The organism is Arthrobacter sp. 2RAF6, from assembly GCF_052115205.1.
GTDB lineage: Bacteria > Actinomycetota > Actinomycetes > Actinomycetales > Micrococcaceae > Arthrobacter.
In genome coordinates, this window is sequence record NZ_JBFRGF010000052.1 from 1 (window position 1) to 13,213 (window position 13,213).

The following is a 13,213-nucleotide window of genomic DNA, read 5'->3' on the forward strand; positions in this document are numbered from 1 at the left end:
GTCCTGGACCGGCTCGGAGAACTCGTGGTCAAGCCGGTGGACGGGTCCGGGGGCAAGGGCCTGGTGATCGGTCCTGATGCTTCGCGGGAGGAGCTGGAGGCGTTGCGGAAGCGGGTGCTGGCGGATCCGCGGGGCTGGATCGCGCAGCCCGTGTTGCAGCTTTCCACCGTGCCGACGCTCTCGGGGGACCGTTTCGGGCCCCGGCACGTGGATTTGCGTCCGTTCGCGGTCAACGACGGCGACGACGTGTGGGTGCTGCCCGGCGGGCTGACCCGGGTGGCGTTGAAGGAAGGCTCGCTGATCGTGAACTCGTCCCAGGGCGGCGGGTCCAAGGACACCTGGGTGCTCTCGGACTCCCCGCAACTGCCCGCAGCGGAGCTGCCCCGGTCCTCCATCACGGTCCGTGAACAGGTCTCGGTCTGGCCCGTCGAAAGCAACTGGCGGGACGGCGCTGACCAATGAATGAAGGTACCACCACCCCTATCCGTAGCCACAGGAGGTAGAAACTTGCTCAGCCGTATCGCTGAATCGCTGTTCTGGATCGGCCGCTATGTGGAACGGGCCGACGGAACGGCCAGGATCCTGGACGTCCACCTCGAACGCCTCAATGGCTTGGGTGAAGACGAGCAGAACCGCGTCTCAAGGAACCTTCTGGCCCTGATGGGCTCGGACCCCGGGACGGAGGCCGTGACGCTGGATCGGCTCCTCAAATGCCTGGCCCATGACAAGGCGAGCCCCACGTCCATCGCAGGATCGCTCTCCGCCGCCCGGGAGAACGCCAGGCGCGCCCGGGAAACAGTATCGTCAAGCCTCTGGGAAGGACTGAACACCACCCACAACGGACTCAAGAAACAGCGCAAGGACCTGGTAGGAACATACCGTTTCTGCCATTGGGTGCTTGAACGTACCGCTATGGTCTCCGGCTCCGCCGACTCAACGGTCAGCCACGACGACAGTTGGCTTTTCTTGGTGTTGGGGCGCTCCCTGGAGCGCGCCGATATGACAGCGCGCATGCTCTCTACAAGGGACCTGCTCTCCGGCAGCCTCTCATGGGTGAACATGCTCCATTGCGCCGGGGCCTACGAATCATTCCTGCGGAACCGGGGTGGCTCCTCCGGAGACCAGGATGCTGCCGAATTCCTCCTCCTGGACCGGCTCTTTCCCCGCTCCATCGTGTACGCGCTGCGGGACGCCGAAGAGTGCCTTTCCAAGCTGGATCCCTCTGCGCAACGGGTAGGCTTCATCGACGACGCCCGGCGCGTTGTGGGGCAGGCCCGCACCTTCCTGGAGTTCCACCGCACGGACAACCTCCTTGAGGAACTGCCGGAGCACATGGATCGCGTCCAGAGAGCGGTCAGTCAAGCCTCCGAGGCTGTCTCCCGCAAATACTTCAACCAGGCCTCTGAACTCGAATGGATAGGGGAAGTCTCATGACCCGCCTCAGCATCGTGCACACCACGGCATACAAATACAAGAAGAGCGTGACCCGGTCCTACAACGAGGCGAGGTTGACGCCCCTCAGCGATGCCCAGCAGGTGGTGCTGGAATCCAGGCTGAAAGTGTCGCCGTCGCAGGCCGCCGTCGGGAGCTATCGGGACTACTGGGGTTCCCGGGTGAGCACGTTCGACATGCAGCACCGGCACGGCGAGATGAAAGTGACTGCGGTGTCCACCGTCGAGGTGGACCGCGGCGCCGGCCCGCCGCCGCCGACGTCCCGACTTGGCTGGGACGAGATCAGATCCAGCACCACCACCGACGCCTTCAGCGAGTGGATTACGCCTTCGCAACTCACGGCGATCGGCAAGGAGATCCGTAAGGCGGTGGCTGGAGTGACGGCGGGCCTGGAACCCGTGGAAGCGGCCCCTGCCGTTATGGAATGGATGCGGGCCAACATGGAGTACGTCAAGGGGGTCACCAGCGTCAGCACCAATGCCGAGCAGGTCTGGCAACAGCGCAAGGGTGTTTGCCAGGACCTGGCCCACCTGGGGATTGCGGCTTTGCGTAGTCTGGGCATTCCGGCCCGGTACGTATCGGGCTACATCCACCCGGTCCCCGGTGCGGCCGTCGGGGAGACCGTTGCCGGCCAGTCCCATGCGTGGCTTGAGTGGTGGGACGGCGAATGGCGCAGCTGGGACCCCACCAACCACAAACCGGCAGGCAACCTCCATGTGACGGTGGCTCGCGGCCGGGACTACCGTGACGTTGCGCCCGTTCGGGGGATTCTTTCCGGCGGCGGGGGTTCGGTCTTGAGCGTGCAGGTCCAGATCACCAGGCTCACCTGAGCGGGGGCCAGCCGGCGACTTCCGCCGTCGGGCCCTGCTTGTTCCGGAGGCCGCGCCCGCTTGGCGCGGCCCTCAAGGAATTCCCCGGCTTGCCCCGTGGTTGATGCGGGCATGAAACGAATCGGTTTTCTTTCCTTCGGCCATTGGGGACCCGTCCAAGGCTCGCTGACTCCTTCGGCCGGCGACGCCTTGCTCCAGGGGATCGACCTCGCGGTGGCGGCCGAGGAACTCGGCATCAACGGAGCCTTCTTCCGCGTGCACCACTTTGCGCGCCAGCAGGCCTCGCCGTTCCCCCTGTTGGCTGCCATAGCGGCGCGGACCAACCGGATCGAAATGGGCACGGGCGTGATCGACATGCGCTACGAAAACCCCCTTTACATGGCCGAGGAAGCCGCGGCCACGGACCTCATCAGCCAAGGCAGGCTCCAGTTGGGGATCAGCCGTGGCTCACCCGAGCCGGCCCTGCACGGCGCCCGGTACTTCGGCTACGCGCCTGCCGAGGGTGAGGACGACGCCGCGATGGCCCGCCGCCACACCGCAGTGTTCCGGCATGCGATCGCGGGCCATGGAGTGGCCGAAGCCGATCCTTCATTCATGGGTGGCGGCCGTGGCCTCCTGCCGATCCAGCCGACGTCGTCCGGGTTGCCGCGGCGCATCTGGTGGGGCGCCGGCACCCGCAAGACCGCCGTCTGGGCCGCGGAACAAGGCATGAACCTCATGAGCTCGACCCTGCTCACCGAGGACACCGGGGTTCCCTTCGACCAGCTCCAGGCCGAACAGATCAGCATGTTCCGGGAGGCATGGGCAGCAGCCGGACACGGTTTTGAGCCGCGAGTCTCGGTCAGCCGCAGCATCATTCCCGTAGTGGACGCCGAGGACGAACGCTATTTCGGACTCCGCGCGCAGGTGGAAAACCGGGACCAAGTGGGCATGCTCGACGGTGCCCTGTCACGGTTCGGCAAGAGCTACGTCGGCCCACCCGATGCCTTGGCCGAGGAACTCGCGCAGGATGCCGCGGTCCAAGCTGCGGACACGGTGCTGATTACCGTGCCCAACCAACTCGGGGTGGAATACAACATCAAGCTGCTGGGCAACATCGCCAAATACGTCGCTCCGGCGATCGGGTGGGAGACGCCCAGCGCTTAGGCGTAATGTGACGCCGGGTTACCTAGCGTGAACTGGTGTTTCCGGACCTTTGAAGCATGTTACGGCCCGGCCCTACAGTTTTTTCATGGCAATACAGGACATCTACCCCACAGCCCTGCGGCTGCTTGGCCGCCCGGTGCTGGTGGTGGGCGGCGGACCCGTGGCTGCGCGGCGCGCCAAGGGACTGCTCGACGCCGGCGCCCGGGTGACCGTGGTCGCGCCGCTTGCCTCTGACGCGCTCCGCGAACTCGCCGCCTCCGGCCTGCTCACCTGGAAGCCGCGCACTTACCTTCCCTCCGACGTCGACGGCGTCTGGTTCGTCCAGACCGCCACCGGCGTTGCCGCTGTGGATGCCCAGGTAGCCGCCGACGCCGAGGCGCAGCGCATCTGGTGCGTCAACGCCTCGGACCACGAAGCCTCGGCTGCCTGGACCCCCGCCGTCGCAGTAGTGGACGATGTGAAGATCGCGATCAACGCCGGGGGAGACCCCCGCCGCGCCATGGCGTTGCGCGACGCAGTTGCCACCGCACTTGAGACGGGAGACCTGCCGCTTCGCCGTCGTCGTGCTTCCACCGGAAGCGTCGCCCTCGTGGGTGGCGGGCCTGGCGACTCCGGACTCATCACCGTCCGCGGCCGTCGCCTCCTGGGCCAGGCCGACGTCGTCGTCGCGGACCGCCTCGGGCCGCGCGACTTGCTGCAGGAACTTGCTCCGGACGTCCGTGTGATCGAGGTCGGCAAGGCCCCCGGGCACCACCCCGTGCCCCAACTGGAAATCAACCAGATCCTCGTCGAGGAAGCCCTGGCCGGCCACCGCGTGGTCCGGCTCAAAGGCGGCGACCCCTATGTCCTGGGCCGCGGCGGCGAGGAAGCGGAATTCTGCCGGCAGAACGGCGTCGAGGTTGAAGTGGTTCCCGGTGTCACGTCGGCGATCTCCGTGCCGGCGGCCGCTGGGATTCCTGTGACGCACCGTGGACTCGCGAAGGGCTTCAGCGTGGTGACCGGCCACGAGGAACTGTCCGAAGTCCCGGCCCGGCCCGACCACACCGTGATCCTGCTCATGGGTGTCGCAAAACTCCGCGAATCCGCCGCTGCCCTCGCGGAATCCGGAATGCCCTTGGACACGCCAGTAGGTATCGTAGAGAACGGCTACATGCCCGAACAGCGCGTCACGATCGGCACTTTGGCAACCATTGCAGACCAGGCCGAGGCCACCGGCGTCGCAAATCCCGCAGTGATTGTGATCGGCGACGTGGTGCGTGTCAGCCCGTTTGCCCCCGAACATTTCAAGACCGCTGACTACAGCACCCTGAGCCCCAACAAGCCCCGCGTCGTTACCCCCTAGCCCCTCACCCAACTAGCTCGCAGTAGGTGTCGTTATGAGCTCTCAAAACGACAACAAATGCGAGCTAGTTGGGAAGCACACTGAAAAGGAACACAGCCGTGTCATCTAGCACCACCGTAGGAACCGCTGCACGTCCGCTGCGCGTCGCCGTCGTCGGCTCCGGCCCGGCCGGCGTCTACGCAGCTGACATCCTGACCAAGAGCGAGGCCGTCAAGAGCGGCGAGCTGACTGTCAGCATCGACCTCTTCGACCGCTACCCGGCCCCCTACGGCCTGATCCGCTACGGCGTTGCCCCGGACCACCCGCGCATCAAGGGCATCGTGAACGCCCTGCACAAGGTCCTGGACCGCGGCGACATCCGCTTCTTCGGCAACGTCGACTACGGCACTGACATCTCCATCGAAGACCTGCGCACGCACTACGACGCCGTCATCTTCGCCACCGGCGCCATCAAGGACGCGGACCTGAACATCCCGGGCATCGAGCTTGAAGGCTCCTTCGGCGGCGCCGACTTCGTCTCGTGGTACGACGGCCACCCCGACGTTTCCCGCGAATGGCCGCTCGAAGCCACGTCCGTGGCCGTGCTCGGCAACGGCAACGTGGCACTCGACGTTGCCCGTGTCCTCTCCAAGCATGCCGACGACCTCCTGGTCACCGAAATTCCCGACAACGTCTACGCGGGACTCAAGGCTTCCCCGGTCACCGACGTGCACGTCTTCGGCCGCCGCGGTCCGGCACAGGTGAAGTTCACCCCGCTCGAGCTCCGCGAGCTGTCCCACTCCAAGGACGTGGACATCATCCTCTACGCCGAGGACTTCGAGTTCGACGAAGAGTCGGACCGCCAGATCCAGACGAACAACCAGACCAAGACCATGGTGGGCACCCTCACCAACTGGATCGCCGAGCAGCCCGAAGACCTCTCCGAGCTCAAGGCCTCCCGCCGCCTGCACTTGCACTTCCTGCACAGCCCGGTGGAGATCGTGGACTCCGCAGAGACCCCGGGCAAGGTTGCCGCGATCAAGTTCGAGCGCACCGAGCTGGACGGCACGGGCAATGCGCGCGGTACCGGCGAGATCGTCGACTACCCGGTCCAGGCCGTATACCGCGCCATCGGCTACTTCGGTTCCGCCCTGCCGGACGTCGAGTTCGACCACCGGCGCGGGGTCGTCAACAACGACGGCGGCCGCGTGCTGGACGCTTCCGGCGAGCACGTTCCCGGCCTGTACGCAACGGGCTGGATCAAGCGTGGTCCCGTCGGCCTGATCGGCCACACCAAGGGTGACGCGCTGGAGACGGTCACGTACCTCCTGGAAGACCGCGAAAACCTGCCGTTGGCCGCCGTTCCCGAGGCGGACGCCGTCGTCGAGCTCCTGGACGCCCGCGGCGTGAAGTTCACGAGCTGGGAAGGCTGGCTGGCACTGGATGCCCACGAGCTTGCTTTGGGCGCCGCCGCTTCCGAAGCGGGTACATCCCACGGCGTCGAGGTCAAGCGCGAACGCATCAAGGTTGTGCCGCGTGAGGACATGGTAGACATTTCCCGCGACGGCGTGGCCGCACAGGTCTAGTTCTAGCAACGGGGGCCCACATCCGCAGGGTTCCCTGGCCGAGCTTGCGAGGCTGGGGGGCCCAGCGACGCGGGGTCACTTAGCGCCCATCCGGAGCACCGGAATGGGCGCTAAATGACCCCGCGTTGCGTGTTATCGGGGTTAGACTCTGCGCATGGACGTCGTCGTCGTCGAAACGACCCAATTGGGGGACCGCAGCTACCTCGTTCATGACGGCACGGTGGCGCTTGTGATCGATCCCCAGCGCGATACCGACCGGGTCGAAACGGCAGCGCGAAACGCCGGTGTGACCATCACCCATGTCGCTGAGACCCACCTCCACAACGACTACCTCACGGGTGGCCTCATCCTTGCCCGGCACCACGACGCCCGATACCTGGTGAACGCCGCGGACAACGTGGCGTTTGAGCGTGAGCCGGTTGTTCCGGGGCAGGCGTTCGAGGTAGGCCGACTTTCCGTCAAGCCAGTGGCAACCCCGGGCCATACGCACACGCATCTGGCCTATATAGTTTCGGACCCCGACGCCGGCATTGGCGTCCGGCAAGCCGTGTTCTCCGGTGGCAGCCTGCTCTACGGTTCGGTGGGCCGGACGGACTTGATTGGTCCGGAGGACACCGCCGGACTGGCCCATGACCAATACGCCTCGGTCCGGCGGCTTGTTGCCGAGGCAGCACCGGACGCGATCCTGTATCCCACCCATGGCTTCGGTTCGTTCTGCTCCATCGGTCCTGCGAGCAGGCTCCCCGCCTCGACGATCAGGGAGCAAGCCGCCACCAACCATGCGCTCACGGACCCGGACGAAGACCACTTTGTGAGGCACCTCCTGGCGAATATCACGGCCTACCCGAGCTACTACGCGCACATGAGCCCGATCAACGCCCTGGGACCGGGTCCCGCGATGCTCGACGTGCCGGACTCGGTGCAATCCGCGGAACTGGAGCGCAGGCTTGAGGCCGGAGAATGGGTGGTGGACCTGCGCAACCGGGTCGCATTCGCCGCGAACCACCTGCGCGGCAGTGTGGCCTTTGAATACGGGACGGGATCGAGCTTTACGAGCTACCTCGGTTGGGTCCTGCCATGGAACCAGCCGCTGACCCTGCTGGGTGCCCACGACGACGTCGAAAAGGCCATCCGCGACCTCGCAAGAATCGGATTCGACTCCCCGGACGCCGCCGTCGGCGAGGATCCCGGGGCTCTGGCACCAGACGCTTCTCTGGTGCAGTATCCGATCACCGACTGGGCGGGGCTCGTACGGGACCAAGCCCCGGGCGAAACAGTGCTGGACGTGCGCCGCACCGAGGAATATGCCGCCTGCCATGTATCCAAGGCAGTGAATGTTCCATTGCATGAGCTTTTGCTCCGGCTGGACGAATTTCCGACTGCCAGGATCTGGGTGCATTGCACCTCCGGCTACCGTGCCAGCGTCGCCGCAAGCCTGCTGCACCGTGCCGGCCGCGACGTCGTGCTCATCGACGCACTCTTCCGCGAGGCAGCCAATGCCGGCGTCGAGCTGACGGGCACTGCTCCGGCCTAAATGCCGGGCCACCGCGGACGCTCGCTCACCTTTGGGGCATTTCCGGCGGACGCTCGCTCACTAGATGTGAGCGCGCGTCGGGGGAAACCCCGTCAGATGTGAGCGGGCGTCGGGGGAAACCCCGTCAGATGTGAGCGCGCGTCAGTTGTTGATCCACTCTGCGGCGAAGTCCAGGTTGCGGTAGACGCTCGCGACGGCGGCGGCCTCGTCGCGTGCTTCGATGGCGTCGGCGAGTTCGTCGTGGCCCTCGTGCGGGATGCCGTTGAAGCCGGCTTTGCGTTGTTGGCGCAGGAGATCGTCGTGGAAGACCCCGCCGAAGGACACATACAACTGGTGCAGCAAGGGGTTGCCTGAGGCCAGCGCCACCCGTTCGTGGAAATCCCAATCCGCTCGGGCCCAAGCAGGGTAGTCGGCGGCGAGCCATGCGTCGTGGCGTACTTGGAGAAGGGCCCGCATGGCGGCGATGTCCTCGGCCGTGGCATGCTTTGTCGCCAGCCGGGCGGCCTGCGTGTCGAGCCCGACCCGGACCTCGACTACGTGCTCCTGCGTGTGTTCCTTGTACATGCGCTGGGCTGCGCCGGAGATCTCGCTGGTGGCCCGGACATAGGTGCCGTCCCCCCGGCGAACCTCCAGCATGCCGCTGTGCGCCAAGGCCTTGATGGCTTCGCGGAGTGTCCCGCGGGAGACTCCGAGCGAGGCCATGAGCTCCGGCTCGGCCGGAATCTTTTCCTGCAGGGGCCACTCCCCGGACTGGATCATGCCGCGCAGTTGCTTGGTGACTTCCTCGGCCAAGGCGGGCCGGTGCGAAGGTGTCAGGCTCATGCCACGGGCCTTGGTCCGGCCTTGATCGGGGTGCGTTTGCTGGTCAGCAGGTGGGACGTCACCATGAGGGCCAGGGCCGCAACGGCAAGGAGCGCCAGGGGGAGGGTCCAAGCTCCGGTGGCACTGTGGAGCAGGCCCATGCCGAACGGTCCCAAAGCCGCAATCAAGTACCCCACGGACTGGGCGACGGTGGACATGGCGGTGGTCTCCGCCGTCGTACGCCCGCTGCGGCTGATGATCACCAGGACCAGGGGGAAGATGCCCAGGCCGAAACCGAACATCACGGCGGGAACCGAGGCGAACGACGTCGGCAGCAACAGCATTGCGGGGATCGCCAGAAGGGTGGTGCCGCTACCCAGGTACAGAGCCGGCCGCATCATGCCGGGCCGCGAGCCGATGGCCAGCAGGATCATGCCGGCGGCCACCGAAACCAGCTGCATGAGTCCGAACTGGAGGCCGCTCTCGGAGGCGCTGAGTCCTTGGGTCGTCAGGATGTAGGCAAACCAGCTCATCACGGCATACGCCAGGAGGGCCTGCAACGTGAAGATGGAGGTGATGAGGAATCCCAGCCGGGTGCGAAGGAGCGGCCACATGGATACGTGTTCCTGGTTCGCCTTCCGTGAAGTGCGATGGGTGTGGAGGACCATGGGAAGGAAGCCAAGAAGTGCGGCGACGCCAAGGAGGCCCCATGCGGCCAGGCCCATCGACGGCGAGCCCAGCTGTTGGGCCAACGGCACGCTGACTGCCGCGGCGAAGGTGGCGCCGCCGGACATCGTGAAGGTGTAAAGGCCGGTCATCATGGAGGTCTTGCTTGAATAGTGCTCCCGGATGTACGACGGCATGGCCACGTTGCACACCGCCAGTCCGGACATCGCCAGCACCGTTCCGGCGAGGAGGGCGCCGGTCGCTGGGATGCTGCGGACCAGGAGCCCGGCAGCCAGCATGGCCAGCGCCACGAAGATCGACTTCTCGACGCCGATCCGGCGCGACAGCCACGAGGTGCCCAGCCCTGCGACGGCGAAGCACAGCAAGGGGATGGACGGAAGAATCGACGCGACGAGCGCCCCGTAGCCGAGGAATGCCTGCAAATCATGGAACAGCGCCGCCGCGCTCGTGATGCCGGCGCGCAGGTTCAGGCCGATCAGGATGACGGCGACGATCCCGACGACGGCGACCACCCGGGATTTCGGCGCTACCGTACCGCCGCTGGTGGGCACAGTTGTTGCTTCCGTTGCGTGGGGAGTCGGGTGAGTTGGGACCATGTTTAAAGGTTAGACGTTTGACGTTTGACACGGGAAGTTTTGTGGTGAATCTCTCCAAGCCGCCGTGGGAGCCCAACTGGCTCGCAGTTAATGCCGTTTTGGGGGCCTATAACGACAACAAATGCGAGTCAGTTGGGCCGGCGGCCAGGAACCTCAGCGCGGGTTGCGCGCTCCCAGTCGCTGCACGGCCAGGGCAAGCCACAACTGCACCCGGTCCGGCGTCTGGGCAGGGTCGTAACCGGTGAGGTCCGTGATTTGCGCCAAACGGTAGCGCACCGTATTGCGGTGCAGGGTCAGGGCTTCGGCGACGGCGGCCACCGAACCATTGTGGTTGAGGTAGCTTTCCAGGGTCGGAACGAGCTCGGAGCCGTGCGCGGCGTCGAACTTGCGCAGGGGAGTGAGCGCCTCGCTCGCCATGTCGGCCAACGGCACATCCTCGCTCGCCAGCAACAACGAGGTCAGGCTGAGCCGCTCAGGTTCGTTGACCGGCAGGCCGTGCGCCACGGCGTCGCGCGCCTCGAAGTAGCTCCAGCGCACGCCGTTCGGCTTCGTGTAGGCGCCGCCGATCCCGATCACCGCGTGGATCCCCGCTTCCAAAAGGTGATCACTGAGATCCTTCGCGAGCGCGCTCGCGGAACTGCCGTCGTCGGGGACTACCGTCACCAGGTCCTTCCCGACGACGGCGGTCACCCCGCCGTCGAGCGATTGCGGAAGCGAGGTGCTGCTGAGTTGTTTGTGGTGGGCAGCGGAGACCACCAGCAGCACCACGTTCTTTCGAGTGCTGTTGATTCCGACGCCGGCCAGGCGGCGGGCGCCCTCCACCGTGTCCAGGGTTCCGTGGATGACATCGTCCAGCACCTGGCCTGCCAAGGCCCGCTGGCTCTGGCGCTGCTTGACCATGTTGTTGAGTTCCACGCTGATCAGGTTCTGCGCATAACTGACAATTCCGGTGTCGCCGAAAGGCTGCTTGATCCATAGGGTGCAGGCGTCGCGGCGGCCCGTCGGGATGGGAAAGGACGCCCAGTCGTCGGCGGTGGGTGCGGGGTTGCCGGCCATGCTGTTGTAGAGCTGGGCGCTGAACTGGGTGAGCGCGATGTCGGTCCGGAGCATGCTGCCCAATTGCTTGAGCAATTCGCCGAGCCCGCCGCCGGTCAGCAGGGCCCTGGCCAGGATCTGGTGGCCGGCGATAAGGCGCTCCAGCTTGGAGTAGTGGTCAGCGGACTGGGAATCGGCCACGAGTTTGCCGATGGCAATGAACGGGGTCTCATACGGGACTTCCACGAGGGGCAGGCCCCAGCGGTTCGCTTCTGCAATGAGGGCAGGGGGCACGGACTCGTGGGTCAGTCCGGTGCCGAAGCCGATGCCGACGGCTCCCGCGCGCTGGACCTGGCGCACGAAGCGGCGCTGTTCCGCGGCCCCGTTGAGCCTGAGGCCTGTGGTCAGGATCAACTCGCCGCCATTCAGGAAGCGTTGGGGATCCTCCTGCTCGGTCACGGCCACCCAGCGGATATCTTCGTTCCAGGTGGTTTCCGCGAGACCGGCTTTGCGGAGCCGAAGAGAGGTGACGGCGACGAGCGCGGCGAGTGACATTGCCATGCCAAAAAGGATATCCCGGCACTGGTCAATCGCACTAAGTCGGGGTGGTCGAGGTGTGCACCTGACTATTCCGCGCCGCGGGGTGCTGGCATAGGCTCGGAGCAGCTGCAACCAATGCCTAGACACCGAAAGAGGTTGTACACCGTGGTCCAAACCTTGCAGAACTTCATCAACGGCGAGTTCGTCACGCCGGCAGGCACCGAACTGCTTGACATCGTGAACCCCACCAACGGGGAGATCGTCGCTCATGCGCCTATCTCCACGGCGGCCGACGTCGATGCGGCCATGAATGCGGCGAAGGAAGCCTTCAAGTCCTGGAAGCATGTCACGCCTGGCCAGCGCCAGCTCATGCTGCTCAAGCTTGCTGATGCCATCGAGGCCAACAGTGACGAGCTCGTTGAGGCACAACACCGCAACACCGGCCAGGTCCGCGCCCTCATCGCATCCGAGGAAGTTGCCGCTGGTGCAGACCAGCTCCGCTTCTTCGCCGGCGCCGCGCGCATCATGGAAGGCAAGTCCGCCGGCGAGTACTTCGAGGGCCACACCTCCTACGTACGCCGCGAACCGATCGGCGTCGTCGCCCAGGTTGCACCGTGGAACTACCCGTTCCTCATGGGCATCTGGAAGATCGGCCCCGCCCTCGCCGCAGGCAACACTGTTGTTCTCAAGCCCTCCGACACCACTCCGGAGTCCACCTTGGTCCTGGCCCGTCTGGCGGGGGAGATCTTCCCGGCCGGCGTTCTCAACGTGGTCCTCGGCAACGCGGCCACCGGCTCCATGATGGTGGAGCACAAGGTCCCGGGCCTCGTCTCGATCACGGGTTCCGTGCGCGCCGGCATTGCCGTGGCCAGCGGGGCGGCAAAGGGCCTCAAGCGTGCCCACCTGGAACTTGGCGGCAAGGCCCCGGCCATCGTCTTCAAGGACGCCGACATCAAGAAGAGCGCAGCGGCCATCGCCGAATTCGCCTTCTTCAACGCCGGCCAGGACTGCACGGCCATCACCCGCGTGCTGATTGAAGATTCCATCCACGACGACGTGGTTGCCGCCATGGTGGAGCACACCAAGACCCTGCATACCGGTTCGCAGAACGACGAGGAAAACTACTTCGGCCCGCTCAACAACGTGAACCACTTCAACGCCGTGAACTCGGTCGTGGAGCACCTGCCGGCCAACTGCAAGATCGAAACCGGCGGCCACCGTGCGGGTGACAAGGGCTTCTTCTTCGAGCCCACCATCATCACCGGCGCGAAGCAGAGCGACGACGTCGTCCAGAAGGAAACCTTCGGACCCGTCATCACCGTCCAGAAGTTCACCACTGAGGCCGAGGCTCTCGAGCTGGCCAACGACGTCGAATACGCCCTGGCCTCCAGCGTTTGGACCACGGACCACGGCACCGCCATGCGGATGAGCCGCGACCTGGACTTCGGCGCAGTCTGGATCAACACCCACATCCTGCTGACCGCTGAGATGCCCCACGGCGGTTTCAAGCAGTCCGGCTACGGCAAGGACCTGTCCATGTACGGCGTCGAGGACTACACGCGGATCAAGCACGTGATGAGTGCGCTGGACGCCTGATCCCCACCGGCACCCTAACCTCGCTGCGCTTCGGCCAGGGAACCCTGCCGGCGTGGCCCCTTATCCGGCACACGGTACGCATTAGTTAG

The 13,213-nt window shown here is 65.6% G+C and carries 11 protein-coding genes; 8 read left to right on the plus strand and 3 right to left on the minus strand.

Going from position 1 to position 13,213, the window contains the following annotated elements; genetic code table 11:
- From AB4Z38_RS23270 to AB4Z38_RS23300, 7 genes are all read left to right on the plus strand, one after another.
- Positions 1–462: circularly permuted type 2 ATP-grasp protein (locus tag AB4Z38_RS23270; RefSeq protein ID WP_441431894.1), on the plus strand; the 462-nt coding region annotated here is incomplete at its 5' end.
- A gap of 45 nt (positions 463–507) precedes the next feature.
- Positions 508–1,434, plus strand: coding sequence for an alpha-E domain-containing protein (locus AB4Z38_RS23275; RefSeq protein WP_441431895.1), 927 nt, complete (start codon positions 508–510; stop codon positions 1,432–1,434).
- Positions 1,431–2,282, plus strand: a complete 852-nt coding sequence (locus tag AB4Z38_RS23280) for a transglutaminase family protein (RefSeq protein ID WP_441431896.1) — start codon at positions 1,431–1,433, stop codon at positions 2,280–2,282. The genes AB4Z38_RS23275 and AB4Z38_RS23280 overlap by 4 nt, the downstream gene beginning before the upstream one ends.
- A gap of 111 nt (positions 2,283–2,393) precedes the next feature.
- Positions 2,394–3,428 (plus strand): LLM class flavin-dependent oxidoreductase, encoded by a 1,035-nt coding sequence (locus AB4Z38_RS23285; RefSeq protein WP_441431897.1) that lies wholly within the window; start codon positions 2,394–2,396, stop codon positions 3,426–3,428.
- 85 nt (positions 3,429–3,513) lie between these two features.
- Positions 3,514–4,770: a uroporphyrinogen-III C-methyltransferase gene (gene cobA / locus AB4Z38_RS23290; RefSeq protein WP_441431898.1), complete on the plus strand. Its 1,257-nt coding sequence runs from the start codon at positions 3,514–3,516 to the stop codon at positions 4,768–4,770.
- A 98-nt stretch (positions 4,771–4,868) separates the two neighbouring features.
- Positions 4,869–6,335 (plus strand): FAD-dependent oxidoreductase, encoded by a 1,467-nt coding sequence (locus AB4Z38_RS23295; RefSeq protein ID WP_441431899.1) that lies wholly within the window; start codon positions 4,869–4,871, stop codon positions 6,333–6,335.
- A gap of 154 nt (positions 6,336–6,489) precedes the next feature.
- The gene (locus AB4Z38_RS23300) at positions 6,490–7,869 is read left to right on the plus strand and encodes an MBL fold metallo-hydrolase (protein ID WP_441431900.1); all 1,380 of its coding nucleotides are present in this window, start codon (positions 6,490–6,492) and stop codon (positions 7,867–7,869) included.
- Positions 7,870–8,010: 141 nt separating this feature from the next.
- On the opposite strand, the gene AB4Z38_RS23305 is transcribed toward AB4Z38_RS23300, so the two are convergent.
- From AB4Z38_RS23305 to AB4Z38_RS23315, 3 genes are all read right to left on the minus strand, one after another.
- Positions 8,011–8,691, minus strand: a complete 681-nt coding sequence (locus AB4Z38_RS23305) for a FadR/GntR family transcriptional regulator (protein ID WP_441431901.1) — start codon at positions 8,689–8,691, stop codon at positions 8,011–8,013.
- Positions 8,688–9,953, minus strand: coding sequence for an MFS transporter (locus AB4Z38_RS23310; protein WP_441431902.1), 1,266 nt, complete (start codon positions 9,951–9,953; stop codon positions 8,688–8,690). The genes AB4Z38_RS23305 and AB4Z38_RS23310 overlap by 4 nt, the downstream gene beginning before the upstream one ends.
- Positions 9,954–10,106: 153 nt before the next feature.
- Complete coding sequence (locus tag AB4Z38_RS23315; RefSeq protein WP_441431903.1) at positions 10,107–11,549, minus strand: PucR family transcriptional regulator; 1,443 nt, start codon at positions 11,547–11,549, stop codon at positions 10,107–10,109.
- 144 nt (positions 11,550–11,693) lie between these two features.
- Between AB4Z38_RS23315 and AB4Z38_RS23320 the strand changes: the two genes are divergently transcribed.
- Positions 11,694–13,124, plus strand: coding sequence for a gamma-aminobutyraldehyde dehydrogenase (locus AB4Z38_RS23320; RefSeq protein ID WP_236812411.1), 1,431 nt, complete (start codon positions 11,694–11,696; stop codon positions 13,122–13,124).
- The last annotated feature ends 89 nt before the right edge of the window (positions 13,125–13,213 follow it).

What these genes read in the sequence shown, in the direction of transcription:
- AB4Z38_RS23280 (WP_441431896.1), top strand. Translation starts at nt 1,431, where the DNA reads ATGACCCGCCTCAGCATCGTGCACACCACGGCATACAAATACAAGAAG.
- AB4Z38_RS23285 (WP_441431897.1), top strand. Translation starts at nt 2,394, where the DNA reads ATGAAACGAATCGGTTTTCTTTCCTTCGGCCATTGGGGACCCGTCCAA.
- cobA (WP_441431898.1), top strand. Translation starts at nt 3,514, where the DNA reads ATGGCAATACAGGACATCTACCCCACAGCCCTGCGGCTGCTTGGCCGC.
- AB4Z38_RS23300 (WP_441431900.1), top strand. Translation starts at nt 6,490, where the DNA reads ATGGACGTCGTCGTCGTCGAAACGACCCAATTGGGGGACCGCAGCTAC.
- AB4Z38_RS23305 (WP_441431901.1), bottom strand. Translation starts at nt 8,691, where the DNA reads ATGAGCCTGACACCTTCGCACCGGCCCGCCTTGGCCGAGGAAGTCACC.
- AB4Z38_RS23310 (WP_441431902.1), bottom strand. Translation starts at nt 9,953, where the DNA reads ATGGTCCCAACTCACCCGACTCCCCACGCAACGGAAGCAACAACTGTG.
- AB4Z38_RS23315 (WP_441431903.1), bottom strand. Translation starts at nt 11,549, where the DNA reads ATGGCAATGTCACTCGCCGCGCTCGTCGCCGTCACCTCTCTTCGGCTC.